Raw genomic sequence first — 26,548 nt, 5'->3', positions numbered from 1 at the left:
TTTCTTTTTTATTGCTAAGTTATTTTATTCTTGGTATAATGAATTTATCAGAAGATTGAACCATCGCTTAGGGAAATCCCTAGGTATTATCTTTTGATAAAGTGGGACTTAAAATGTCTATATGGGACAAAAAGTGTCCCTGAGAGAAAACAGGTGAACCCTGAATGAGAGAACTACTCGAATGGCAGAAAAAACTGCAGCCCGACATTTTAGAAATTATGGGGAAACGCTATCGGATTCTTCAGTACCTTCGGCTGATGCAGCCGGTCGGCAGAAGAACACTTGCTGTCAGCCTGGATCTTTCTGAAAGAGTACTGCGGACCGAAGTGACATTTTTAAAAAACCAGGGATTGATTACGATCCAACCGTCCGGCATGACTCTCTCTGATGAAGGAGAAAAGCTTCTGGAGGGGATGGAAGCGGCGATGAAAATTGCTTTCGGACTTGAAGATCTGGAAAAGCAGGTAGCAGAAGTGCTGAACGTCGAGAAAGTTATTGTTGTTTCCGGAGACAGCGACGAATACAGCTGGGTAAAGAAAGAACTGGGACGTGCATGCGTACAGCAGATGAAAAAACAGATAGTCCCCGGTGATATCATTGCCGTGGCCGGCGGCACTACGCTTGCAGCCGTGGCCGATATGGTCAGCCCATCTGAAAAATGGAAAGACGCGGTTTTTGTACCGGCAAGAGGCGGACTTGGCGAAAAGGTGGAAATTCAGTCGAACACGATCAGTTCGACAATGGCTACCAAAGCCCGGGCGGCCTACAGGCTTCTGCACGTACCGGACCAGCTGAGCAGTGAAACAAGAGCTTCGCTGAGTCTGGAACCGGGCATTAAAGAACTGCTGGCTCTTATACGTAAAGCAAAAATTGTGATTCACGGCATCGGCGAAGCTGAAATTATGGCGGACCGGCGTGAAACGAGCGACAGTGCCGTACAGCAGATTAAAGAAAAAGCGGCTGTCGGGGAAGCATTCGGCTATTATTTTGACCGTGAAGGACATATTGTTCATAAAGAGAGAACGATCGGCCTTCAGCTCAATGATCTGAATGAAGCGCAGACGATTATCACCGTCGCCGGAGGAAGCTCCAAAGCAGAAGCTATTTCTGCTTATATGAAATACCGTCCCAGCAATCTGCTCATAACAGATGAAGGGGCGGCGAAGGCAATTTTAAATCGATGACAGCTGATTTTTTATAATCAGTTTTTCATATATAGTATTGATTAACGTGCACCATAATAAGAGGAGGAAATTAAACATGGCTACAAAGATTGGTATTAATGGATTTGGAAGAATTGGACGCGCAGTATTCCGTGCTTCTCTTGAAAATAACAACGTAGAAATCGTAAGCATTAACGACCTTACAGACGCTAATATGCTTGCTCACCTTTTAAAATATGACACAGTACACGGCAACCTAAAGCAGAGTGTATCTGTAAACGGCGACAACCTTGTTGTTGACGGCAAAGAAATCCGCATCACAGCTGAAAAAGATCCGGCACAGATTCCATGGGGACAAGCTGGAGTAGAAATCGTTGTAGAAGCAACTGGACGTTTCGCAGACGGCGAGAGCGCCGGCAAACACCTTGAAGGCGGAGCAAAGAAAGTTATTATTTCTGCACCTGGTAAAAACGTTGATGCAACATTTGTTATGGGTGTTAACGAAAACACGTATGACCCTTCGAAGCACAACGTTATGTCCAACGCATCCTGCACAACAAACTGCCTTGCGCCGTTTGCTAAAGTGCTTAACGACAAGTTCGGCATCAAGCGCGGCCTCATGAACACTGTTCACTCTTACACGAATGATCAGCAGATTCTTGACCTTCCGCACAGTGACTATCGTCGTGCACGTGCAGCTGCTGAAAACATCATTCCAACATCAACTGGAGCTGCAAAAGCAGTAGCCCTTGTTCTTCCAGAACTTGACGGCAAGCTTAACGGCGCTGCAATGCGTGTGCCTACTCCAAACGTATCTCTTGTTGACCTTGTAGCAGAGCTTGATACAAACGTTACTGCTGAAGAAGTAAATAACGTACTAAAAGAAGCAGCAGAAGGCGATCTTAAAGGCATTCTTGGCTTCAGCGACGAGCCGCTTGTATCCAAGGACTATAACGGCAACTCCAATTCTTCTACTATTGATGGTTTGTCTACAATGGTATTGGAAGACAACATGGTTAAAGTTATTTCCTGGTACGACAACGAGTTTGGTTATTCCAGCCGCGTTGTAGACCTCGTAGAATATATCGCAAAACAGCAAGCTTAATAAAGCAGATAAAGGGCAGGGGGAGAAGAAAAAGTATTTTCTTGCTCCCCTTTCCTATGCAGTTTCCTGCTACAATAGATATCGGGACAGCACGAATCAGCTGCAGCTCATGTTTGCTTTTTATCAGCGGCAGACCCGGCCTTCTCTAAATAAACGCGGAGATAATCAGCCGGGTTTACGCTTTTCTTTGTATTATAATTATACGTTCTTTTTTGCATCATTTAGGGAAAAGGATGAGGAACACAGAGGAAAAAAGGAGGCAGCACAATGAATAAGAAATCTATTAAAGATATCGATGTAAAAGGAAAAAAGGTTTTCTGCCGGGTGGACTTTAACGTCCCAATGGAAGATGGAAAAGTAACGGATGACAGCCGTATTAAAGCAGCCATTCCTACAATTGAATACTTAGTGGACCAGGGAGCCCGTGTTATACTGGCCAGCCACCTGGGCCGTCCAAAGGGAGAAGCAGTTGAAGAACTTCGTCTCGGACCGGTAAGCGTGCGTCTTGGCGAACTGCTCAGAAGAGACGTTCGTAAAGTAGATGAAGTCTACGGACCAGTAGTAAAGCAGGCGTCCAACTCTTTAATGGACGGAGAAATTCTTCTTATTGAGAATGTTCGTTTTGAAGCAGGAGAAGAAAAAAACGATCCAGAACTCGCAAAAGAATTTGCAGCACTTGCTGACATATACGTAAATGATGCATTTGGAGCGGCTCACAGAGCACACGCTTCTACAGAAGGCATTGCGCAGCACCTCCCAGCCGCTGCAGGACTTCTAATGCAAAAAGAACTTGATGTACTCGGGAAAGCACTATCTGACCCGGCACGTCCTTTCACCGCGATTGTCGGCGGTGCGAAAGTAAAAGACAAAATCGGCGTGATTGACAACCTGCTTGATAAAGTAGACAACCTCGTTATCGGAGGCGGTCTTGCCTATACATTCGTAAAGGCACAGGGCCATGAAGTAGGTAAATCCCTGCTTGAAAAAGATAAGCTTGACCTTGCAAAAGAATTTATGCAGAAAGCAAAAGACAAAGGCGTGAACTTCTATATGCCGGTTGATGTCACCGTAGCTGATGATTTTTCCGGTGATGCCAATATTAAAGTAGTGCCGATTGACAGCATTCCTTCCGATTGGGAAGCTCTCGACATTGGACCCGAAACAAGAAAAACGTACCAGGAGGTTATTGAAAGCTCCAAGCTTGTTATTTGGAACGGACCGATGGGCGTATTTGAAATAGATGCATTTGCATATGGAACGAAAGCTGTTGCAGAGGCACTCGCCGGAGCAACGGACACGTATTCTGTTATTGGAGGCGGCGACTCCGCTGCAGCTGTTGAGAAATTCGGCCTTGCCGATCAAATGGATCACATGTCCACAGGAGGCGGCGCTTCCCTTGAATTTATGGAGGGAAAAGAACTTCCCGGCGTCGCAGCATTGAACGACAAATAAACAAAGAAGAGGTGGAGCAATTTGAGAAAACCAATTATTGCAGGAAACTGGAAAATGAATAAAACCCACGGAGAAGCAGTCAGCTTTATCGAGGACATTAAAGCAAAAGTACCGGCTGGCAGCAAAGTAGACACGGTCGTCTGCGCCCCGGCCCTATTTCTTAAAAGCATGAATGATGCAGTAGAAGGAAGCGACGTAGCCGTCGGCGCCCAGACGATGCACTTTGAAGACAACGGTGCATTCACAGGTGAAATCAGCCCGGAAGCGCTGGCTGACCTTGCTGTTCCTTACGTGATTATCGGTCACTCCGAGCGCAGGGAAATGTTTAATGAAACAGATGACTCCGTAAACAAAAAGCTTCACGCCGCATTTAACCACAAGCTTGTGCCAATTATGTGCTGCGGAGAAACGCTTGAAGAAAGAGAAAGCGACAAAACGGAATCCGTTGTACGCGGCCAGGTCGAAAAAGGCTTTGCAGGTTTAAGCAAAGAGCAGGCAGCACAGGTTGTTGTGGCATATGAGCCTATCTGGGCTATCGGCACCGGCAAATCTTCCACAGCAGAAGATGCCAATGAAACGTGCGGAACGATCCGCCGCATTCTGTCCGAACTGTATGACCAGGAAACAGCAGAAGCTGTCCGCATTCAGTACGGCGGAAGCGTAAAGCCGGAAAATATCGGCGGCTATATGGCGATGGAACACATTGACGGCGCCCTTGTAGGAGGAGCCAGCCTGAAGCCGGATGCATTTCTACAACTAGTGGAGGCGGGATCCAATGAGCAGTAAAAACCCTGTCGCTTTAATTATCCTGGACGGCTTTGCCCTCCGCGATGAAACAAAGGGAAATGCAGTAAAGAAAGCAAACACGCCAAACTTCGATCGTTTCTGGAACAAATATCCGCATTCCCAGCTTACGGCAAGCGGAGAAGCTGTCGGCCTTCCGGAAGGGCAGATGGGCAACTCCGAAGTCGGGCATTTAAATATCGGGGCAGGAAGAGTAGTTTATCAAAGCCTGACCCGGATTAATAAAGATATTAAAGAAGGTACTTTTCAGGACAATAAAGCTCTTTTAGGAGCTTCCGAGCATGTACTCCAAAACGACGGCAGCCTGCACATTTACGGCCTGCTGTCTGACGGAGGCGTACACAGCCACATTCAACATCTATATGCTCTCCTGGAAATGGCCAAAAATAAAGGCATCAAAAAAGTCTATGTCCATGCTTTCATGGATGGGCGTGACGTGGGCCAGCGTACGGCAGAACAGTACGTGGAGGCCCTTGAAGGCAAAATGGATGAGCTTGGCATCGGAGAGATAGCGACGCTTCACGGCCGCTACTATTCAATGGACCGGGACAACCGCTGGGAAAGACTGGAGAAATCCTACCGTGCGATTGTCTATGGAGAAGGACCAAGCTATTCGTCTGCAAAAGATGCTATAAAGGCAAACTATGATAATGACGTCTGGGACGAATTTATTATTCCGGCTGTAATGACAAGAGAAAATGGCGAACCGGTTGCAGAGATGCAGGATGACGATGCTATTATTTTCTTCAATTTCCGTCCGGACCGGGCTATCCAAATGTCCCGTGTGTTCACCGATAACAGCTTTAACGACTTTGACCGCGGAGACCGTTTTCCGAAAAATATTCATTATGTTACGATGACTGATTACAGTGAAAAAGTAACAGCAAATGTAGCCTATCCTCCGCAGGAACTAAAGAACACGATGGGAGAAGCTGTTTCCAAAGCAGGGCTTAAGCAGCTCCGCATTGCCGAAACAGAGAAGTTCCCGCACGTTACGTTCTTTTTCAGCGGCGGCCAGGAAAAGGAATTTGATGGAGAAAAACGTATTCTTATTGATTCACCTAAGGTGGCAACGTACGACCTGCAGCCGGAAATGAGCGCCTATGGAGTAACGGATGCGCTTCTGCGGGAAATCAAAGAGGAGAATCATGACTTTATCGTTCTGAACTTTGCCAACCCTGATATGGTCGGACATTCCGGTGATATGGACGCCACGGTGAAAGCAATTGAAACCGTAGATGAATGTCTCGGGAAAATTGTAGACCTTCTTCACGAAAAGAATGGTACAGCTATTATTACCGCTGACCACGGAAATGCGGATGAGGTAACGACACCAGATGATAAACCAATGACCGCTCATACGACCAATCCGGTCCCGGTTATTGTGACAAAAGAGTCCGGCGAAATCCGCGAGGGCGGTATTCTCGCAGACTTGATTCCAACAGCGGTGGATCTTCTTGAAATGGAAAAACCGGAAGAAATGACAGGCACATCCTTATTAAAAAAATAGACACGACAAAGGAGCGATTTTTACAATGGGTATGATTACTGATGTTTATGCACGCGAAGTACTGGATTCCCGCGGGAATCCAACAGTTGAGGTAGAAATCATTACAGAAACAGGCGCTTTTGGACGCGCACTGGTACCAAGTGGTGCATCCACCGGTGAATACGAAGCAGTAGAACTACGTGACGGCGGCGATCGTTACATGGGTAAAGGTGTTCTTAAAGCAGTAGATAACGTTAACGAAGAAATTGCACCTGAACTTCTTGGTATGGACGTAACTGACCAGACCGGCATTGATAAGCTTCTTATTGATCTGGATGGTACTGAAAACAAAGAAAAATTCGGTGCAAACGCGATTCTTGGTATTTCCATGGCTGCAGCCCACGCTGCATCAGACGAGCTTGGACTTCCGCTTTATCAGTATCTTGGTGGATTTAACGCGAAGACGCTTCCTGTACCAATGATGAATATCCTAAATGGCGGCGAGCATGCAGACAACAGCGTCGACATTCAGGAATTCATGGTTATGCCGGTTGGAGCAGAAAGCCTTGCCCACGCTGTACGTATCGGTGCAGAAATTTTCCACAACCTGAAAAAAGTACTAAAAGAACAGGGCCATAACACAGCTGTAGGTGATGAAGGCGGCTTTGCACCAAACCTTGGTTCAAACGAAGAAGCGCTTCAGACTATCATTACAGCCATCGAAAAAGCCGGCTACAAGCCGGGCGAAGAAGTAATGCTTGCAATGGATACAGCTGCTTCTGAAATGTACGAAGACGGCAAATATCACCTTAAAGGTGAAGGCGTCGTGAAAACAACGGAAGAAATGATCGCATTCTACGAGGATCTTGTATCGAAGTATCCTATCGTTTCCATTGAAGACGGCCTGGACGAAAATGACTGGGACGGATGGAAGAAGCTTACAGAAGCTCTTGGAGATAAAGTACAGCTTGTCGGCGACGACTTGTTCGTTACGAACACAACGAAACTTGCTGAAGGTATCAAAAAAGGCATCGGTAATTCCATTTTAATCAAAGTTAACCAGATCGGTACGCTTACAGAAACATTTGATGCCATTGAAATGGCGAAGCGCGCCGGCTATACTGCGGTTATTTCCCACCGCTCCGGTGAAACAGAAGATGCGACGATTGCAGATATCGCTGTAGCGTCAAACGCCGGCCAGATCAAGACAGGTGCTCCGTCCCGTACGGACCGTGTCGCTAAGTACAACCAGCTTATCCGTATTGAAGATGAGCTTGATAACACATCTGTCTTTTTGAAAAAAGACGCATTCTACAACATCAATAAATAAACAGCATTCAAAAGACAGCGGGCATCGGAATCCCGCTGTCTTTTGCTGTATAAAATAATATTCTGTTTATTCGAAGCGAACACGTCTCCTTCTATTGTAATTGAATACGTTTTATGTTAATTTTATATATGTGTGATTTGAACGTGGAGGTGGCGGAGATGCAAACAATATTGTATGTCCTATTGATTATTGTATCGATTTCATTGATAGCCGTAGTACTATTACAATCGGGAAGAAGCGCAGGTCTCTCCGGGTCTATTTCCGGGGGAGCGGAACAATTAGTCGGAAAGCAGAAGGCACGTGGAGTAGAAGCCTTTTTAAGCAAAATGACGATTATTCTAGCCGTTGTCTTTTTCGTACTAACGATTCTTCTTGCTTATTTTCTATAAGAAGAGACTGCGCGCCTATAGCAAATATGAAATGAAATCATGCAGCAGGACATGTATTAGTGTCTTGCTGCTTTTTTTCATACTTTTTACTAAATAGAATAGGGAAACAGGAGGCGTTCGGCTTATGATTGGGTGTCTGTGCCTGCACGGCTTTACAGGAGCACCATGGGAGCTAGAACCGCTTTCCAAAACACTTGCGGAAGAAACAGGATGGCTCGTCTACACACCTGTCCTTCCCGGTCACGATATGATGACGGATCTAAGCGAGCGTACATTTCGTTCCCAGTTTAAGAAATCAGACCATAAAACCTGGATTCATACAGCAGATCTGGCAGCAAAAGAACTATTTGAACGCTGTTCGAAAGTATATGTGATCGGTTTTTCGATGGGAGGTCTGTTGGCTGCGTACATTGCTGCGCGATATCCGGTAGAAAAACTGGTATTGTTAAATGCAGCGGCCCATTACGTTAATCCGTCCCAGCTTTCAAAGGATATGGCTGTCATTATAAAGAATATGATTAAAGGGCAGTTAAAAAAACAGCCGTGGTACCCAATATTCTGGTCAAAAATCCACACCCCGGTCCGATCCCTTTCCGAATTTCAGAAAGTGGTCCGCACGATTGAACCATTTATTAAAGAAGTGGAAGTACCCACGTTTATTGCCCAGGGTATGAAGGACAGCCTTGTCCGAAAAAGCAGTGCTCTTTTTTTATATAAAGAAATTGCTGCCAAAGAAAAACAGCTTTATTTTTATGAACAGTCCCATCATTTTATTGTACACAGCAATAATCAAACACAGCTGATTGAAGACGTAAAGCGATTTCTGCTGGCAGAAAAAATAGAGCCTGACGTTGTTTGGAAAAGCAGCGATCAGGTGTGATCTGGAATAGGAGTGGAAGAACATGAAAGTTGTGCCCCCCAAACCGTTTACCTTTGAAGGAGGCGACCGGGCCGTCCTGCTGCTTCACGGGTTTACCGGAAGTTCCGCAGACGTCAGAATGCTGGGACGCTACCTGCAGAAGCAGGGCTACACGTCGCATGCGCCGGTTTACAAAGGCCACGGGGTTCCGCCGGAGGAATTAATGGATTCCAATGCCACGGACTGGTGGAAGGATGTCGAAGCCGGGTGGACCCACCTTCGGGATCAGGGCTACGAAGAAATAGCAGTAGCCGGTCTTTCCCTTGGAGGACTAATGTCGTTAAAAGCAGGGTATACATTCGGAGCAAAGGGTATTATACCGATGTGTGCGCCGTTGACGACCATTGAAAACAAAGAGCGTCTGTACAAAGGCGTTCTGCAGTACGCAAAAGAATACAAACAGCTGGAAGGCAAAGAGGCCGGGCAGGTGGATGAAGAAATGGAAGCCTTTAAAAAACTTCCTCTTGATGCACTGGATTCCATTAACGGCACAATTAAAGAAGTGAAAAATTCCCTTGATATGATTTATGCTCCGATCAAAGTAGTCCAGGCCAAAAAGGATGAAATGGTTGAATTAAAAAGTGCAGAAATTATATATGAGGAAGTAGCTTCTTCTGTTAAATCCCTGGATTGGTATGAAGATTCCCCGCACGTGATCACACTGGGACCTGAGAAACAGGACCTGCATGAAAATATATATCAGTTTTTGGAAAATCTGGATTGGAGCACAAAATGACAGCACAAAATACAGCAGTACAAGTAGATAGAGAGGAGATGACAACAATATGACAGAAGAACAAAAGCAGCAGATGATGCAGTATCTTCAGGATATCGCTCAAAAGCCAATGTCTATTGAAGAATTACAAGAAGCGTACCATATGACAGAACCTGAACAGACGAAGGAACTCATGAAAGCCCTGGATGAACTGGAGGGAAGCGGGAAGCTGGTCCGTACGAGAAGCAACCGTTACGGGGTTCCCGAGAAAATGGATATTATCCGCGGCAGAGTGCAGATGCACCAGCGTGGATTTGCATTCATCCTGCCGGAAGAAGAGGGAGAGCCCGACGTATTTATCCCCGCGCCGGAAATGGGAGGAGCCATGCACAAAGACACCGTACTTGTGCGCGTCCAGCAAAAAGGAGGCGACTCCAAGCCGGAAGGTTCTATTATCCGGATTATTGAAAGAGGCACAACAAAAGTGGTCGGCACATATCTGGCCAATAAAAATTACGGCTTTGTCGAAGTGGATGACAAGCATATCAACCAGGATATCTTTATTCCCCAGCACAAACAGCACGGAGCAGTCGACGGCCATAAAGTGGTTGTGGAAATAACAAAATATCCCGAAAAGCGCTTTAGCGCTGAAGGGAAAGTAGTCAATATTCTCGGCCATAAAAACGACCCGGGTGTGGATATTTTATCCATCATCCATAAGCATGAGCTGCCGGGCGAATTTCCGGAGGCGGCGATTACGCATGCCAATGAAGCGCCGGACAGCATTACGGAAAATGAGATCAGCAAAAGACGGGACCTGCGCGAAGAAACGATCGTGACGATCGACGGCGCCGATGCAAAAGACCTGGATGACGCAATTGGGGTTAAGAAGCTGTCGAACGGCAACTTCCAGCTCGGCGTGCATATCGCCGATGTGAGCTACTATGTACCGGAAGGCTCAGCCATTGACGAAGAAGCAGTCGAGCGCGGCACAAGTGTGTACCTGGTCGACCGTGTGATTCCAATGATTCCCCACCGCCTGTCCAACGGAATCTGCAGTTTAAACCCGCAGGTGGACCGTCTGACGCTCTCCTGCGAGATGGAAGTGACAGAAGACGGAGACATTGTAAATCACGATATCTTTGAAAGTGTAATCCGTACAAACGAAAGAATGACGTATAATGACGTTCGTTTGATTCTGGATGAAAAAGATGAAGAAACAAGAAAGAAATACGAAGAACTCGTGCCTTTCTTTGAGCGTATGGAAGAGCTTGCAGCCATTCTTCGCCAAAAGCGGTTCGACCGCGGCGCCATTGACTTTGACTTTAAAGAAGCCCAGGTGAAAGTCGACGAGAACGGCAAGCCGGAAGATATTCTTATCCGGGAGCGTTCCGTTGCCGAAAAGTTGATTGAAGAGTTTATGCTGGCGGCAAACGAAACTGTAGCTGAGCATTTTTCCAAAATGAAAGTACCATTTATTTACCGGATTCACGAAGATCCACATGAGGAAAAACTGCAGAAATTTATTGAATTTGTAGCTAATTTCGGCTACACCATTAAAGGAAAAGGCAGTTCGCTTCATCCAAGCGCCCTTCAAAAGATTCTTGCAGATGTAAAAGGAGAGCCGGAAGAAGCTGTACTCAGCACGGTTATGCTCCGTTCTATGAACCAAGCAAAATATGATCCGGAAAATCTTGGGCACTTTGGCCTGGCATCTGAGTACTACACTCATTTCACGTCACCAATCCGCCGTTACCCGGATTTGATCGTGCACCGTCTAATCCGCACGTATTTGATTAACGGAAAAACCGATCAGAAAACAAAGTCCAACTGGCAGAATAAGCTTCCTGATATTGCCAAGCATACGTCAGAAATGGAACGCCGGGCGGTTGACGCCGAGCGGGAAGTGGATGATTTAAAGAAAGCGCAGTATATGGAAGACAAAGTGGGCGAAGAGTACACAGGCGTTATAAGCGGTGTGGCTAACTTTGGACTGTTTGTGGAGCTCGAGAACACCATAGAAGGCATGGTGCACATCAGCTACCTTACCGACGACTATTACCACTTTGACGAAAAGCAGTATGCGCTGATAGGAGAACGTACGGCTAATATCTTCCGGATCGGTGATGAGCTGGATATCCGCGTGCTGAAAGTCAATGTAGAAGAAGCAGATATTGATTTTGAAGTAGTCGGTATGAAAGCCCCGGTTAAGCGGAAAAGAAAAGAAACACCGAAAGTGATCGACGGCAGGGGCGGATCAAAACGGCCGGGCAAAAGCGAAGCGAAGCCAACGGCTAAAAAAGGACGCCAAAAAGGAAAAACGGGAGCAAAAAAACCCGGAAAAGATAAGCCGTACTATGAGAACGTAGGAAAGAAAAAAGCTCAAAAAAGAAAATAACACAGTGCGCTTGAGAACAGGGGGGATGGACGCATGGCTCAGCAGACAGAGGGCAGAGTGCTTGCTCAAAATAAGAAAGCCCGCCATGACTTTTTTATCGAAGAAACGTATGAGGCCGGACTTGCGCTGAAAGGAACAGAAATAAAAGCGATTCGGGAAGGCCGCATGAACTTAAAAGACAGTTTTGGGAAGATTGATGGGGGAGAGCTGTTCCTCCATAATGCCCATATCGGTCTTTATGAACATGGCAACCAGTTTAACCATGACCCGCTCCGCACGAGAAAGCTGCTACTGCACCGGCGGGAAATCAGTAAGCTGATCGGCCAGAGCCAGCAGCCCGGGTATTCCATTATTCCGTTAAAGGTCTACATTAAGCGGGGAAAAGCGAAAGTACTGATTGGTCTCGCTAAAGGTAAAAAGCAGTTTGACAAACGGGAAACATTGAAGCAAAAAGATGCGCAGCGCGAAATGGACCGGGCGATCCGTTCCCGCATGAAAGGCGAGTAATAAGGCTTTTCTATTGAAAAAAAAGCAGAAAAGTGATAATATAATTATCTAAGGAAAAGATTCATTTCTTTTCCTTATTCCTAATGGGGATGACTTGGCTTCGACAGGGATAGGTTGAGCTTGAGTTGCGAGCCGAGAGGCAATCTCGTAAAATGGCCACGCCAATAATAACTGGCAAAACTAACGAAAACCTCGCAGTAGCAGCATAATAACTGACTAATGCGGATCCCGCACTCGATCGCCCATGTCGAGTGATTTGGGGTCTCACCTAATAGTGGGCTACGCAGCTCCGATCTCCGCCTGAGGTCGGCTGAAGAGATTAATCAGGCTAGCTGTGCTGAAGCCTGTTGCTAGGCTGAAGCATAGGCGAAATATAATATAGCGACTACGCTCGTAGAAGCTCAAGTGGCGATATCTCTGGACGTGGGTTCGAATCCCACCATCTCCACCATACATAGTGAATACGTAAAGATGCCGGCAGCCGGCATCTTTTTTTGTTTTGCATTTGTGTTTTCGGGGAAGAGATCAACAGATATGAAAGGGGATGCAGCATGAAAAAAGCAGGACTATTTCTACTAACGGCAAGCCTTCCTTTTGCACTGGCAGCATGTGGTTCGGATGAAAGCGGACCGAGCATAGAAAGCAAGCCTTTAAGCGGGGACGATCCGGAACTGGAAGACGTTTGGTATGAAGGGCTGGTCTATACTTCTTTTGAAATGGAAGTAGATTACGAATATGGTGAATATGAAGTATCATACGATTACAATGATGGAGATCCGCAGGCGGAAATTTCAGACTCCCGCGGGGATGAAGAGAGAGAAGTAGACGATGAAGAGGCTCTTTCTGAACTGGGGCAGGTGCTTCCTAACCTTGCGATCACGCTCCAATCCAATGAACTGCAGCTGATGAATGAAAGTGTGAATAATTTCCATTTGGATGATAATTATCAGGAACTACAGATAGAAGTAGAGTTTGAAGAAGCGGATGACATTCGGGCAGAAGATAGAACCCAAAGCTGATCAATAGAAGACTGTGCGAACAGCATAGTCTTTTTTCTTTGATAAATTTTACCAATTCCTAAAATTATATTAATTATGTATAAAAAAGATTGAATATGGAAGAGGAAGGGTATCGTGTAGGACAACCGTTCTTTATCAAAAACAAAGTTAATATGTAAAAAGGACATGTGTCTATTTCATTTCAAGAGCAGGAGGAGATTACTATCGCAGGCCAGTCGAAAGCAAAAGCGTCCAATAAAAGCAGTGCTAAAAAGTTGAACGTGAAGCCTAAGTCAAACACAAAAAAAGAAACAGCTTCTATGGGTCAGGTTCTGGATACGATTCAGTCTTTTTTTACGACCAATATACTTCCCCCTTTTAAAATTACCTCCGTCGACTCTCATGAAGAAGGCTGGGATGTAGAGGTGGAAGTAATTGAAGAAAAAGAATACATGAAGAAATATGCAAAAGACATGCTTCTCGGCGTGTACGAAACAAAAATCAATAAAGATTTAGAAGTTATTTCCTACCAGCGTGTCAGCCTGCGTCCAAGAAGCAAGACATTGAAAAAAGAAGAATAACGACAGCTAAAACTAAACCAATAGTGAAAGAAGGAATATGTAATGAGTAAAAAAAGAGAAAACGCCATCGTAGAAATCACAAATGAGGATGATGAAAACGAACAAATAGATTTGGACACGCTTAGTGTAAAAGAATTAAAAGAGCTGGCAGAAAACAGCGGCCTGGAATTAAGCGCAAAAAAGAAATCGGACATTATCGATGAAATTATAGAGTTTGTCGAAGAACAAACATCCAGTGACAGCGAAGACGAAGAAGAAAACGAAGATACAGAAGAAGAAACTGCAGAAGAAACGGAAGAAGAAGGCGAAGAGGAAGAAGACGAGGACGAGGAAGAAGAAGAGGAAGAAGAGGAAGAAGGCGAAGAGGAAGAAGAGGAAGACGAGGAAGAGGAAGACGAAGAAGAGGAAGACGAAGAAGAGGAAGACGAAGAAGAGGAAGACGAAGAAGACGAGGAAGACGAGGAGGAGGAAGAAGACGAGGAAGAAGAAGAAGAAGACGAGGAAGAAGAGGAAGAAGAGGAAGAAGGCGAAGAAGAAGAAGAGGAAGAAGGCGAAGAAGAGGAAGAAGAGGAAGGTGAAGAAGAAGAAGAGGAAGAAGACGAGGAAGACGAGGAAGACGAGGAAGAAGAGGAAGAAGAGGAAGAAGGCGAAGAAGAAGACGAGGAAGAAGAGGAAGAAGGCGAAGAAGAAGACGAAGAAGAGGAAAAAGAAAAAGATAAAAAGTCTCAACTGCCGGATAGTACGGTAAGTCAGCTTGTAAATGATATTAAAGAAGAGCTGAAAAATGAACTTAAAAAAGATATTCTGGAGCAGGTAAAACAAGATGTAATGGATCAAGTACGTCAAGAGCTGACAGATGAATACAAGCAGAAGCTTGTAAAAGATGTCCAAAAAGATTTAAAAAAGCAGATAAAAAAAGAAATGAAAAAAAGTAAGAAGTAAAGAAAACCCGCCGGGCAGTCCGGCGGGTTTTGTGTATTATTAAATAAAAAGTCCAAGCCAGATGGCTGTGGCCATAGCTAGAAGAAGCAGCCATTTTTCATCATTCGTTACCTGCTGCACATTATGAACGTTCATTTTCCAAACGAGCAGCAGGGACAGTGCAATAAACAGTGATGCCCCGGCGGCCGCCCATATCCGGTCGCCGCCAATCCAAACAACACAGGCGGCTGCCAATAGTAAATAAATAAGCGCCGGAACTTTCGCCGCCGCCGGCCCAAAACGGGAAGCGGCCCATACGACAGTGGTATTTTTAACCGGATCAGCCTGTTTATCGGCTTTTTGGTCCGGAATATGATGAACCATTACCCAGGCCAGACATAATAGAGCATTCACTGCGGCGTTTTGATACCCCCATTCCGGAACGGATCCGAGAATAAGCCATGGTCCGGCTAAACCAAGAACAAAGATCGAAGGAAACAGGCTCAGCCATTCCCCGGCCAAAGGACGGTAGCTGAATTGAAAAGGAGGAAGAGAATAAGAGGCGGCCGCCCACACGCCAATAACCAACAGCACGGCCACGGGAATAAATCCAAGCAGAGCCGCTGCCAGGGCACCTGCCAGCAGAAGGGCTCCCAGCACTTTACCAAGCGTTAAAAGAGCTTCCGGAGAGATACGCCCTTCCTGAATCACCCGGCTTCCTCCTGAGAGGAGTGCAGGGCTCAGCGTATCCGTTCCAGAGAGATGATCACTATAATCATTAAAAGCATGTGTTAACACGCCGTGGATGGCAAAGGCTCCCACCAGTAAAAAAATAGTCGTAAAAAGTAAAGAAGAAAAAGAAAAAGCATAATAGATAAATAGTGGCAGCATCGTAGACAGAACGGCGACTGCACTGGAAGAGACGACGGCTACTGCTCTCATAAGCTGGAGAAGTATCTGATAGATCGAGGTCGGAGAAGAATTCAATGGCAGTCAACCCTTTCTACATGTACTTTACATGGCTTTTCTCCAGTATGAACGAGAAAGGATCCAGTGGAAAGAAAAAAGAGAAACCGGTTTGATAGAAATAAAAGAAGCAGTTGTATTATACTGGAAAGATAAATAAAAAAGATAAAGGAGCAGATGATGCCTCGTTATTTCGTGATCGTATATACAGCAGTCTTTCTCGGACTGGCCGGCTGTTCTTTTGAAGCAGGAGAACCGGTGGAAGAAGAACCACCCGCAGACTGGGGCCAGTCGGACCGGGAAAACGTAATAGAAACCGCTGCTTCACAAATAGGAAAAACAGAATATGAATTCGGCGCCGGCAGAAATCAAACAGAGCGGAAAGAAGGTCTGTTTGACTGCTCGAGCTTTGTGCACTGGGCATTTGAACAAGAGGGAATGAAGCTTGGGTCCATGCGCGGTGTATCAACAGATACGTTGAAACACAAAGGCGAGGAAGTACCGCCTGAAGAAATGCAGATTGGTGATCTTGTGTTTTTTGATACGTATAAAGAAGACGGCCATGTAGGCATTTATGTCGGAAACGGCGAGTATATTGGTGCCCAGGAAAGCACGGGGGCAGCAGTGGAAAGCCTGGAGGAAGGCTATTGGAATGACGTGTTTAACGAGCACGTGAGACGCATTTAATATAAATGTTTAAGAGAAGGGAGGAGGGGAACATAAACAGAAAGAAGAAAAAGGGTGGAGTGCTATGAAAACAGCAGAATGTGTAGTAGATGCAAAGGCAGAACTTGGCGAAGGACCAAGCTGGAATGCAGAACTGGAAGTATTGTACTGGGTTGATATTGAAGGGAAAAAGTTAATGATCTATGACCCGGCTGCAGATAAAAATGAAACCATTTCCCTGGAGCAGTACATAGGGGCCGCGGTGCCTAAACGGGACGGCGGTCTAATATTTGCGATGCAGCACGGGTTTTATGAATTTGATTTAAATAGTAAAAAGTTAAAAGCGATTCATGATCCAGAAGAAAATAAGCCGAATAATCGATTTAATGATGCCAAATGTGATCCTTTCGGCCGTCTTTGGGCAGGAACAATGTCCTTTGACCAGGAAGAAGGCGAGGCGTCTCTTTACCGTCTCCATTCAGATCATTCGGTTTATACGGTAGTAAGCAATCTAACCATCTCCAACGGGTTGGCCTGGTCAGCAGACGGAGCTGTCATGTACTTTATCGACACGCCGGCGAAGACGGTTTATACGATGAATATTGATCCATTAACAGGAGTGGCGGATGAGCCGGTAACAGCGTTCGTTGTACCGGATGAAGAAGGTCCGCCCGATGGCATGACGATCGATTCTGAAGGAAAGCTGTGGATTGCCCATTTTGGTGAAGGACAGGTAATCCGCTGGGACCCTGAAAACGGAAAGGCTCTGGAGAAGGTAAAAGTACCTGTTTCCATTACGACTTCGTGCACATTTGGAGGAAAAGACCTGAAAGATTTATACATCACGACAGGAAACGGTCCTTTAGATGAGGAACAGAAAAAAGAACAGCCCCAGGCGGGTGGTCTTTTTAAAGTCCGGGTCGATGTAAAAGGAACACCAACTTATTATTTTGCAGATTAACACATGAGGAAGGCTGCCGGCTGGCAGCTTCTTTTTTTTATGGAATTTTCTTTAAAATAAGCAAAAACATACAAAGCTATTGACAGGGGATAAAAATAAGATAGAATGAAAAGTGTTCCTAATTGATAATGAATATCATTATTAATGAAAAACATAGACTAAATACAGGACATTGTATGTACGTAGAAAGTTTGATGGCATGAAAATATGGTACTTAGTTGCGGCACTGCTTGTTTTATCGTTTATCTCTTTATTTATCGGAGTGAGTGACCTGACTCCGCTTGACCTGTTCTCCATGACGGAAGACCAATGGCAGACATTGACCGTCAGTAGAATTCCCAGGCTTGCAAGTATTATTATCGCCGGCATGAGCATGAGTATCTGCGGATTGATCATGCAGCAGCTGACGAGAAATAAATTTGTTTCTCCAACTACTGCAGGAACGCTTGATTCAGCAAGTCTCGGCATCCTGGTGTCGCTGATGTTTTTCACCGCGGCCAGCCCGCTTTTTAAAGCAGGCATTGCATTTTTATTCGCTTTGGCCGGAACGTTTATATTTATGAAAATTCTTGAAAGAATCCAGTCCAAAGACCCCATTTTTATTCCGCTCGTCGGCTTGATGTTCGGAAGTATTATTGGATCGGTGACGACCTTTTTTGCCTACAGAAACGACCTGATTCAAAATATGAATTCCTGGATGTTCGGTGACTTTTCCTTAATCATCGGCGGGCAGTATGAATTGATTTATCTGGCTCTTCCTGTACTGGGAATCGCTTATTTTTTTGCCAATCGGTTTACGGTCGCCGGCATGGGCGAAGAATTTGCAGTGAATCTGGGTTTGAACTACAGGCAGGTTATTAACATCGGACTCGTTATTGTAGCAATGGTTACTTCCGTTATTGTACTGATTGTCGGGGCTATCCCTTTTCTGGGTTTAATTATTCCGAATATCGTCACTATATACTTAGGAGATCATTTAAAGAAAAGCCTCCATCATACCGCACTGCTCGGAGCGGTGTTCGTTCTGTTCTGCGATGTGCTTGGAAGGCTGATTATCTATCCGTATGAAATATCAATTGGGTTGACTGTCGGTGTGATCGGCAGTGCTGTATTTATTTACCTGCTGGTGAGGAGAAGGCATTATGGGTTATAAAATAAAACTAGCCATCCTTGCTGTATTAGCTTTAGTTCTGATTGTCTTGTTTATGGTAGTGGGAGCCAATGGAAATTGGGATTATATTCTCCCCAGCCGTGGGAAAAAACTTTTCGCTATTGTATTAACAGGGGCGGCTATAGCTTTTGCCACGATGGTTTTTCAAACGATTACGAATAACCGGATTTTAACACCGAGCATACTCGGACTCGATTCCCTGTATATGCTGCTTCAGACATCTTTTATCTTTTTTCTCGGCTCCACGAGTCAGGCCCTGTTAAACCGGGAGCTTAACTTTCTGCTTTCCGTTGGGATGATGGTTCTCTTCTCGTTTCTGCTTTATAGATTATTATTCAAACGGGAAGGGCCGAACGACATATACTTTTTGCTGTTGATCGGCATTATCTGCGGCACTTTCTTTTCCAGTTTGTCTTCGTTTATGCAGATGGTCATTGACCCGAATGAGTTCATGACGATACAGGACCGCATGTTTGCGAGCTTTAACAATGTAAATACAGACATTCTCGGACTGTCTGCTTTATTGCTTCTGCTCTGCAGCCTGTATTTTCTCCGCTTTTCCAAGTACCTTGATATTCTGTCTCTCGGCCGGGATCATGCCGTAAACCTCGGGGTCCCTTACGATCGTGTCATAAAAAGGCTCCTGGTCATTATATTTATACTAATTGCTATTGCTACCGCGCTGGTCGGACCGATTACGTTTCTCGGGCTTCTCGTAGCAAACGTCGCCCACGAATTTCTGAAAACGTACAAACACGGAGTGCTTATTATCGGCTCGATTCTTATCAGCATCATTGCTCTTGTAGGAGGCCAGTTTATTGTAGAACGGGTATTTACTTTCTCTACGACCGTCAGCGTTATTATTAACTTTATCGGAGGCATCTACTTCATTTATTTATTACTGAGGAGGAACAAAGAATGGTAGAAGTTCAGGATATTACAAAGCAGTACGGCGGAAAAAATGTGATTGAAAACATTTCGCTGAAAATACCAAAAGGCAAAATCACCTCCTTTATCGGTCCAAACGGAGCAGGGAAAAGTACTCTGCTTTCCGTTATCAGCCGCCTGATTAAAGCGGACGAAGGAAACGTATGGATTGATGACAAAGAAGTGAGCGCATGCAACAGCAATGAGCTTGCAAAAAAGGTGTCCATTCTTAAACAGGCCAATTCCATTAATATCCGTCTGACCGTGAAAGAATTAGTCTGCTTTGGACGGTTTCCTTATTCGCAGGGTCGGTTAAAAAAAGAAGACTGGCTTCATATAGAGGAAGCTATTGAATATATGGAGCTCAAGGACATGGAAGACATGTATCTGGACCAGCTGAGCGGAGGCCAGAAGCAGCGTGCGTTTATTGCGATGGTTATTGCCCAGAACACAGAGTATATTCTTTTGGATGAACCGTTGAACAATCTGGATATGAAACACTCCGTTCAGATTATGAAAGTGCTGCAGCGCCTCGTAAAAGACCTTAACAAGACAGTGGTTATCGTCATTCACGACATCAATTTCGCTTCCTGCTACTCGGATTATATCGTCGCTTTGAAAGAAGGCAGAGTGATCAGCGAAGGACCGAAGGAGGCAATGATGCAAAGTGATGTACTTAAAAACATTTATGAGATGGAGATGCCGATCCAGACCATTAATGATAATAAAATCTGTGTGTACTTTTCCTAGAATCTGCGAGTCAGGGAAAGCCGAAAGGAGGGAGCACGATACAGGCTTGTAAAACACAGTTGAAAAGTTCATGCAAACATACTATACAGGGGGAAATAAAAATGAATAAAAACATATTTCTAGTTATGATGCTGGCTTTTGCCGCTGCATTCATGGCAGCATGCGGAAGCGGTTCGGCAGAAGGGAATACAGATGGAAACAACACAGAGGAAGAGAGTGAAGCATCCGGAGCAGAAGAAGTAACCGTCACACATGAACTTGGAGAAACAACAGTCGAAGGAACACCGGAAACCGTTGTTGTGTTTGATTATGGGGTACTTGATTCATTAGACAAGCTTGATATTGAAGTAGCCGGCGTAGCAAAAGACAGCCTTCCTTCCTACCTGGAGAAATATGAAGGGGATGAATATGAAAACGTTGGTTCGCTGAAAGAGCCCGATTTCGAGAAAATCAATGAAATCGATCCGGACCTGATCATTATTTCCGGCAGACAGGCAGAAGCCTATGAAGAACTTGAAGGAATCGCACCTACGCTTTATTCGGCTGTAGATGCTGCCAATTATATGCTTTCGTTCGAAGAAAGCATGACCAATCTTGGCCGGGTATTTAACAAAGAAGCAGAAATAGAAGAAGAAGTCACAGCTATTCAGACTCAGATTGAAGAAGTAAAAGCGCAGACGGAAGAAACCGAAGGAGAAGCGCTCGTGGTGCTGGCTAATGATGGCAGTCTGAGCGCCTTTGGACCAGGCTCCAGATACGGCTTAATTCATGACGAATTTGGTTTCACTCCAGCTGATGAGAATATTGAATCAGACACACGCCACGGGCAGAACGTATCGTTTGAATACGTAGCAGAACAGGATCCGGAACATTTATTTGTTGTCGATAGAGGAGCTGTTGTTGGAGGAGAATCGTCTTCCGAACAGGTGCTTGATAACGATCTAATGCAGGGCACACAGGCAGTAGAGAATGACAATGTAACGTACCTTGATCCGGAAGTCTGGTATTTGAGCGGCGGTGGATTAACCTCCGTATTGATGATGGCTGATGAAATTCAGGAAGGTATTTCTGAATAACTATAAGTAACTGAGTCCTCTTATGGGGACTCAGTTTTTTAACAGCATAAAAAAAGCAAAAAATATGGCTGATTCATACAAAAACTTGTACAGGTGGCGCTTTCCGCAGGCCGAGCCTTAAGCTAAAGAGGAAAAACCGACCTCTTTATCTTCCCTTATGGCTGTTCTGCCGGAGTCACCGCCTGGTTCATTCTTTGTATTTCTAAGCAGCCTTTCTTAAAGAAGCGGCGCGATGGATAGATAGGTTAAATAAAACGGTTTCCCGACAATTTAGAAAAAGGAACCTTCTATCGCAGAAGGTTCCTTTTTGCAGCACTTATTTTTTGGAAAGCAGCAGGGCTGCCGTGATGATAGAAAAAGCGCCGAACGCCAAAAGCGGAATCGTAATAAATCCCAGCATATTAATATATTCGCCGGAGCACGGCACGCCATCCGAACAGGAGGCGAGGCTCGCGAAATAAGGAATTTTCTGCTGGGCATAATGAAAAAGTGAAGCAGCGATCCCGAGTACTGCGAAAGGGAGCGCATAAATCTTTACGGCCCGGTCGTCCCGGAATAAGCCGATACCGAGCAGAACGGGGAGCGGGTACATTAAGATTCTTTGGTACCAGCACCATTCACAAGGCACAAACCCGCGAACTTCACTGAAATACAGGCTGCCGAGTACCGCAATAATAGAAACAATCCAGGCAAGGAGAATTCCCCTACTCATTCGAGGCTTCCTCTACCATTTCACGCAGTTCTTCAAACGAACCGCCTTCAAACTGTTCGCCGTTTACAAACAGCGTAGGAGTGCTCTGCACACCAAGTTCGGCTACATAATCGGTATCCACTTCAAGCGCATCTTCATATTCCCCGGCCTGAAAAGCTTCGGACACCTGAGAAGCCTCTTCTTCTGATACAATGCCTTCGAGAATAGTGTCGAGACGTTCTTCTGTGAAAAAGTCCTGGGATTCTGCTTCCGGGTCCTGTTCGGCAAACAGCTGATCGTGGAATTCCCAAAAGGCGTCATTTCCAAGTTCCCCGTAAACCGTTTCAGCATAAAGCGCCGCCCGGCTGGAATCTACATTCAAAAATGGATAATGCATGTAGGTAAAGGACGCATCCCCGGTTTCTACAAGCTCCTGCTCAATCATAGGCACCATGGATTCGTGAAAGTTTTTGCAGGCCGGACATTTATAATCGCCGAACTCTACAATGGATACAGCATCTTCTTCTCCTTGAACCGGCTGGCCTTCAAGATCAATATCCCCGGCAGGAGAAGGCTCAATATTTCCGACAAATAGGATAGCTGCCATGACGACAGCCAATGCGGCAATGATAAGAATAAGAAGCTTTGGGGATCGTTTTGACTTAGTTGAAGCAGATGTGTTTTTTTTAGCCACTGCATGTCTCTCCTTTTAAAAAATGAAAGGACCGTCAGAAAAACTATCCTCTGACGGACCCTGCATTCAACGTATTACAAGTCCAAATCGGTAACGGCGCCTTTGGCACTGCTTGAAACAAGTTTTGCATATTTGGCAAGGGTGCCGGTTCTGGCTGGAAGTTCAGGCGTTTTCCAGGCTTGTTGGCGTTTTTCAAACTCTTCGTCGGTAATCTTAAAGTTGATTTCCTGCGTATCGCTGTCGATCGTTACGATATCGCCTTCCTGCAGAAGACCAATTGGACCGCCGGTGTGTGCTTCAGGAGCTACGTGACCGATAACAAACCCGTGTGATCCTCCGGAAAAACGACCATCTGTCAACAGCGCCACTTTACCACCGAAACCTCGTCCAACAATCATGGAAGTGATGGAAAGCATTTCAGGCATTCCTGGTCCGCCTTTTGGTCCTACGTGGCGGATAACGAGAACATCGCCTTCTTTAATATCGTTATCCATAATTGCTTTTGTTGCATCATCTTCTGAGTCATATACGCGGGCAGGGCCCTCAAACCGGCTGATTTTCTGACCGGACATTTTGGCTACTGCTCCCTCGGGGGCAAGGTTTCCTTTTAATACGACAAGCGGGCCGCTTGGTTTCAACGGATTGTCGAAAGGTCGGATAACGTCCTGCCCTTCCGTGAGGTCAGGCGCTTTTGCCAGGTTTTCAGCAAGCGTTTTGCCTGTTACAGTGAGGCAGTCGCCGTGAAGAAGTCCATTTTCCAAAAGAATCTTCATTACGCCGGGTACGCCGCCTACTGCATAAAGGTCCTGCATGACATAGCGTCCACTTGGTTTCAGGTCCGCCAGATGAGGTACGTGTTTACGTACTCTTTCAAAGTCATCGTAGGATAAGTCAACGCCGGCAGAATGGGCGATAGCAAGAAGGTGAAGGAAAGCATTGGTAGAACCGCCAAGTGCCATAACGACCGTAATCGCATTTTCAAACGCTTCTTTTGTCATAATATCTTTTGGATAAATATCTTTCTCAAGCAGCTGAATTACCATTTCTCCAGCCTGCAGGCACTCTGTTTCTTTGTATTGATTGATAGCAGGAGTAGAAGATGAACCTGGAATACTCATACCAAGTGCTTCTACTGCAGCGGCCATCGTATTCGCGGTATACATGCCTCCGCACGCACCGGCTCCCGGACACGAGTTGCACTCGACTTCATGAAGTTCCTCGTCATTGATAATGCCCTGCTGATGCTGGCCTACAGCTTCAAAGGAGGAAACAATATCAACGTCTTTTCCGTTCAGCTTTCCAGGCTGAATCGTGCCGCCGTATACGTAAACACTTGGAAGGTTAAGGCGGGCTAATGCAATGAGGGAAGCTGGTGTTGTTTTATCACAGCCGCCGATTGCTACTACGCCGTCCAGACGTTCCGCACTGGTCACAGTTTCCATGGAATCTGCGATGATTTCACGACTTGGCAGGGAATAGTGCATCCCTTCGTGGCCCATCGCGATACCATCTGATACCGTAATTGTATTAAATATCATTGGAGCGCCGCCGGCTTGGGCTGCGCCTTTTTTTGCTTCCCTGGCAAGGCCATCGATATGTATATTACAAGGGGTGACCTCACTCCATGTGCTGGCAATGCCAATCATTGGCTTTTTAAAATCTTCATCTTTGAATCCTACAGCACGAAGCATGGCACGGTTTGGCGTGCGGTTTGCTCCTTCACTGATTACTTTACTGCGGATTCGGAGGTCTTTCTTATCTCCCATTTTTATACATCCTCTCTCATCTGTTGTCAGAAAACTATGGCAATACTACTTATCATACTAGGAAATGACAGAACTCGCAATATAGAAAAAGAAGCAGCCGAGACGGCTGCTTCTGATGATTATTTTTCCATTGATAAACGCTGCTTAAGTTCTGATTCAAGTTCTCTGTATTCTTTAAGCTTATCAGTAGTTTCTGAGATATTACGAAGGCTATTATAAAATCTTCTTTCGTTGTATTCAAATATGAAAGGAGTGATATAGCCGCGGGCAACCATTCTCGCGAAATTCCAGCACATTTCATGATTTTCTCCGGCCACCGACTCTGTAAGAAGAGTTAATGCTTCTAGTACATCATTCGTAATAATCGGATCTTCTTTTGCATAGTCACTGATATGGGCAAATGCGGCATACAGATAATAATCAAAGGATTCGTCTTCGATAATAATACGAAGGTCATTGTTTCTATCGGTTAAATATGGAGTGAAGCGGGTGATCTTGGAAATGGAAAGCAGCAGGTCGGTAAGCTGGTAAATTGCATTGGATGCCGTATTCGGATCATCGTTTCCAATCGATTTAATGGCTATTTCTTTCAGCTTGTTAATACCAAACTCGATATCCTGCACTTCCGTTTTTTTCGATCCGAGAAAAATAAGTTGACGCAGGGCACTTTCATCCACCGCGGTACTGTCTTTTTTCCAATAGCTGATAACTGGAATTCCCGTGAGCACAAAATCACCAATACGTTTTTCTATCTTGACGACAAGATTATGGGATTCTGCGTAGGCGATCATCCGCCGGTAATCAATAATCTGCACGAAGCCGGCTTCATCGGCGGCAATATACATTTTGTCGTCCTCTGCTAATTCATCGGCGGACGTGTTCGGTTCTTTCGTACGGTAAGGCTCAAGGTCCTCCACTAACGTAGCTAAAATCCGCTCCTGAGATTCGCTTTTCATGTTTAACGTAAGGTTGGGCACCTGCATCCATTTGACTGCATGATTAAGGAAGTAAATAAATGTTGCCAACCCGAGAAACATAAAGAAGATGGTCAGCGTAGGAAATGCAACATAATTGGCTACTTCGGCATTAATTAAGAAAAACGCCATTAAAATAAATACGAATACCAGGTTAAACAATCCGAGCACATGCTGGGTCCGCTTATCTGATATAAATGTAACGAGCATCCGCGGCGTAAACTGCCCGGAGAAGTTCGTAAGTACAACGAGAATAGAGTTCAGTGTGAACGCATTCAGTGTAATACTTCCGGCAATCAGCGAGCTGACAATCAAGCTCGTCAAGTCATAGCTTGCCGTAAAAAAGGCAGGAGCTGTATCCCCGAGCTGCATGGAAATATCAATCCAGTAGGCGATACCCGCGATACCTATTCCTATAAGTGCATATATGACACAGATAAACCATAGGTTTGATCTTATTTCATATTTTAGTTGATGTTTCGATAAGCTTAACAGCTTACGAATAGGTCTTGGCATAAATCGTTGCAAATTCATATATCATCCCCGCATTCTATTTTTGGTGCAAGATGTACTGTACCACTTTTTTCATTGTTTTACACTTCTAATGACAAAAGAAAAGTGCGATAACCTAGTACAATAGTAAAATAGATTAAAAAAAACAAAAAAAAGACTGCTGCGGGGAGGTCAACCGCAGCAGTTTATTTATGATTTTGTTGTAGAAGTGGTAGTGGATGGGATGTCTGTTAGTTTCACAGGTTGTGGGATGATTGGCTTGACGTTCTCGCGGTTGGCCAGGAATTCCGGACGCGGCGGCTGCCCGGAGAACGGGTGGGTGAGTTGGTTTTCCATCGAGTTGAACACGAAAAACACGTTGCTGCGTGCATACGGGGAAATATTCCCGGACGAGCCGTGCATGGTGTTGCAGTCAAAAAACAGCACCGAGCCGGCCGGGCCGGTGGCCCGGTCAATGCGGCCGCCGGCTTTATCGACGAGCCAGCTCATGCTGTCGTTATCCGGCACGCCGCTTTCCTGCTTCTGCAGCGACGACTTGTAGTTGTCCTTCGGCGTCTCGCCCGGGCAGGAAATGTACCATTTCTGCGAGCCCGGGACGAGCATCAACGGGCCGTTGAACTCG

Annotated in this window: 26 protein-coding genes and 1 other RNA gene; 21 read left to right on the top strand and 6 right to left on the bottom strand. The window is 45.4% G+C overall.

Features of this window, described 5'->3' with window-relative positions; all coding sequences use genetic code 11:
- Positions 1–164 precede the first annotated feature (164 nt).
- From AC5W2J_RS00135 to AC5W2J_RS00065, 15 genes are all read left to right on the top strand, one after another.
- On the top strand, positions 165–1,184 hold the full coding sequence (locus tag AC5W2J_RS00135) for a sugar-binding transcriptional regulator (RefSeq protein ID WP_496057445.1): 1,020 nt from the start codon (positions 165–167) through the stop codon (positions 1,182–1,184).
- A 76-nt stretch (positions 1,185–1,260) separates the two neighbouring features.
- Entirely contained in the window at positions 1,261–2,268 is a 1,008-nt protein-coding gene (gene gap, locus AC5W2J_RS00130) for a type I glyceraldehyde-3-phosphate dehydrogenase (protein ID WP_496057444.1), read from the top strand.
- 267 nt (positions 2,269–2,535) lie between these two features.
- The gene (locus tag AC5W2J_RS00125) at positions 2,536–3,720 is read left to right on the top strand and encodes a phosphoglycerate kinase (protein WP_496057443.1); all 1,185 of its coding nucleotides are present in this window, start codon (positions 2,536–2,538) and stop codon (positions 3,718–3,720) included.
- Between the two features lie 21 nt (positions 3,721–3,741).
- Positions 3,742–4,506, top strand: coding sequence for a triose-phosphate isomerase (gene tpiA, locus AC5W2J_RS00120; RefSeq protein WP_496057442.1), 765 nt, complete (start codon positions 3,742–3,744; stop codon positions 4,504–4,506).
- Entirely contained in the window at positions 4,496–6,034 is a 1,539-nt protein-coding gene (gpmI, locus tag AC5W2J_RS00115) for a 2,3-bisphosphoglycerate-independent phosphoglycerate mutase (protein ID WP_496057441.1), read from the top strand. The genes tpiA and gpmI overlap by 11 nt, the downstream gene beginning before the upstream one ends.
- Positions 6,035–6,059: 25 nt before the next feature.
- Positions 6,060–7,343, top strand: a complete 1,284-nt coding sequence (gene eno / locus AC5W2J_RS00110; protein WP_496057440.1) for a phosphopyruvate hydratase — start codon at positions 6,060–6,062, stop codon at positions 7,341–7,343.
- A gap of 158 nt (positions 7,344–7,501) precedes the next feature.
- Complete coding sequence (secG, locus tag AC5W2J_RS00105; protein ID WP_496057439.1) at positions 7,502–7,732, top strand: preprotein translocase subunit SecG; 231 nt, start codon at positions 7,502–7,504, stop codon at positions 7,730–7,732.
- A gap of 124 nt (positions 7,733–7,856) precedes the next feature.
- Positions 7,857–8,612: an alpha/beta hydrolase gene (locus tag AC5W2J_RS00100; RefSeq protein ID WP_496057438.1), complete on the top strand. Its 756-nt coding sequence runs from the start codon at positions 7,857–7,859 to the stop codon at positions 8,610–8,612.
- A gap of 22 nt (positions 8,613–8,634) precedes the next feature.
- The gene (locus AC5W2J_RS00095) at positions 8,635–9,387 is read left to right on the top strand and encodes an alpha/beta hydrolase (RefSeq protein WP_496057437.1); all 753 of its coding nucleotides are present in this window, start codon (positions 8,635–8,637) and stop codon (positions 9,385–9,387) included.
- Positions 9,388–9,436: 49 nt separating this feature from the next.
- Positions 9,437–11,764 carry a ribonuclease R gene (gene rnr, locus AC5W2J_RS00090; protein WP_496057436.1) on the top strand — a complete coding sequence of 776 codons (2,328 nt, stop codon included), beginning with the start codon at positions 9,437–9,439 and terminating at the stop codon, positions 11,762–11,764.
- A gap of 33 nt (positions 11,765–11,797) precedes the next feature.
- Entirely contained in the window at positions 11,798–12,271 is a 474-nt protein-coding gene (gene smpB, locus AC5W2J_RS00085) for an SsrA-binding protein SmpB (protein WP_496057435.1), read from the top strand.
- An 85-nt stretch (positions 12,272–12,356) separates the two neighbouring features.
- Positions 12,357–12,722: a transfer-messenger RNA gene (gene ssrA, locus AC5W2J_RS00080) on the top strand.
- A gap of 100 nt (positions 12,723–12,822) precedes the next feature.
- Complete coding sequence (locus tag AC5W2J_RS00075) at positions 12,823–13,290, top strand: YusW family protein (RefSeq protein ID WP_496057434.1); 468 nt, start codon at positions 12,823–12,825, stop codon at positions 13,288–13,290.
- A gap of 167 nt (positions 13,291–13,457) precedes the next feature.
- Positions 13,458–13,850 carry a gas vesicle protein GvpO gene (gene gvpO / locus AC5W2J_RS00070; protein WP_496057433.1) on the top strand — a complete coding sequence of 131 codons (393 nt, stop codon included), beginning with the start codon at positions 13,458–13,460 and terminating at the stop codon, positions 13,848–13,850.
- Positions 13,851–13,892: 42 nt separating this feature from the next.
- Positions 13,893–14,792, top strand: coding sequence for a hypothetical protein (locus AC5W2J_RS00065; RefSeq protein ID WP_496057432.1), 900 nt, complete (start codon positions 13,893–13,895; stop codon positions 14,790–14,792).
- A 39-nt stretch (positions 14,793–14,831) separates the two neighbouring features.
- Here the strand turns inward: AC5W2J_RS00065 and AC5W2J_RS00060 are convergent, their stop codons facing one another.
- Entirely contained in the window at positions 14,832–15,758 is a 927-nt protein-coding gene (locus AC5W2J_RS00060) for a prenyltransferase (protein WP_496057431.1), read from the bottom strand.
- Between the two features lie 174 nt (positions 15,759–15,932).
- Between AC5W2J_RS00060 and AC5W2J_RS00055 the strand changes: the two genes are divergently transcribed.
- The 6 genes from AC5W2J_RS00055 to AC5W2J_RS00030 all read left to right on the top strand — a co-directional run bounded on the left by AC5W2J_RS00055 (position 15,933) and on the right by AC5W2J_RS00030 (position 21,288).
- Positions 15,933–16,424: a C40 family peptidase gene (locus tag AC5W2J_RS00055; protein WP_496057430.1), complete on the top strand. Its 492-nt coding sequence runs from the start codon at positions 15,933–15,935 to the stop codon at positions 16,422–16,424.
- Between the two features lie 64 nt (positions 16,425–16,488).
- Entirely contained in the window at positions 16,489–17,364 is an 876-nt protein-coding gene (locus tag AC5W2J_RS00050; RefSeq protein ID WP_496057429.1) for an SMP-30/gluconolactonase/LRE family protein, read from the top strand.
- 199 nt (positions 17,365–17,563) lie between these two features.
- Positions 17,564–18,517, top strand: a complete 954-nt coding sequence (locus AC5W2J_RS00045; RefSeq protein WP_496057428.1) for an ABC transporter permease — start codon at positions 17,564–17,566, stop codon at positions 18,515–18,517.
- Positions 18,507–19,460, top strand: a complete 954-nt coding sequence (locus tag AC5W2J_RS00040; RefSeq protein ID WP_496057427.1) for an iron chelate uptake ABC transporter family permease subunit — start codon at positions 18,507–18,509, stop codon at positions 19,458–19,460. Before AC5W2J_RS00045 ends, AC5W2J_RS00040 begins: the two co-directional genes overlap by 11 nt.
- On the top strand, positions 19,454–20,212 hold the full coding sequence (locus AC5W2J_RS00035; protein WP_496057426.1) for an iron ABC transporter ATP-binding protein: 759 nt from the start codon (positions 19,454–19,456) through the stop codon (positions 20,210–20,212). Before AC5W2J_RS00040 ends, AC5W2J_RS00035 begins: the two co-directional genes overlap by 7 nt.
- A 101-nt stretch (positions 20,213–20,313) precedes the next feature.
- Positions 20,314–21,288, top strand: a complete 975-nt coding sequence (locus AC5W2J_RS00030; RefSeq protein WP_496057425.1) for a siderophore ABC transporter substrate-binding protein — start codon at positions 20,314–20,316, stop codon at positions 21,286–21,288.
- Positions 21,289–21,604: 316 nt separating this feature from the next.
- Here the strand turns inward: AC5W2J_RS00030 and AC5W2J_RS00025 are convergent, their stop codons facing one another.
- From AC5W2J_RS00025 to AC5W2J_RS00005, 5 genes are all read right to left on the bottom strand, one after another.
- Entirely contained in the window at positions 21,605–22,000 is a 396-nt protein-coding gene (locus tag AC5W2J_RS00025; protein ID WP_496057424.1) for a disulfide oxidoreductase, read from the bottom strand.
- Positions 21,993–22,673 carry a DsbA family protein gene (locus AC5W2J_RS00020; protein ID WP_496057423.1) on the bottom strand — a complete coding sequence of 227 codons (681 nt, stop codon included), beginning with the start codon at positions 22,671–22,673 and terminating at the stop codon, positions 21,993–21,995. The genes AC5W2J_RS00025 and AC5W2J_RS00020 overlap by 8 nt, the downstream gene beginning before the upstream one ends.
- Positions 22,674–22,747: 74 nt before the next feature.
- Positions 22,748–24,439: a dihydroxy-acid dehydratase gene (gene ilvD / locus AC5W2J_RS00015; protein ID WP_496057422.1), complete on the bottom strand. Its 1,692-nt coding sequence runs from the start codon at positions 24,437–24,439 to the stop codon at positions 22,748–22,750.
- A 119-nt stretch (positions 24,440–24,558) separates the two neighbouring features.
- Entirely contained in the window at positions 24,559–25,929 is a 1,371-nt protein-coding gene (locus AC5W2J_RS00010; RefSeq protein WP_496057421.1) for a DUF2254 domain-containing protein, read from the bottom strand.
- A gap of 186 nt (positions 25,930–26,115) precedes the next feature.
- Positions 26,116–26,548: phytanoyl-CoA dioxygenase family protein (locus AC5W2J_RS00005; protein WP_496057420.1), on the bottom strand; the 433-nt coding region annotated here is incomplete at its 5' end.

The sequence above is a fragment of the Sinobaca sp. SA16-1 genome (genome assembly GCF_059510515.1).
The sequence above is the reverse complement of the archived record's forward strand: the minus strand, read 5'-3'. Positions and strand labels throughout refer to the sequence as shown.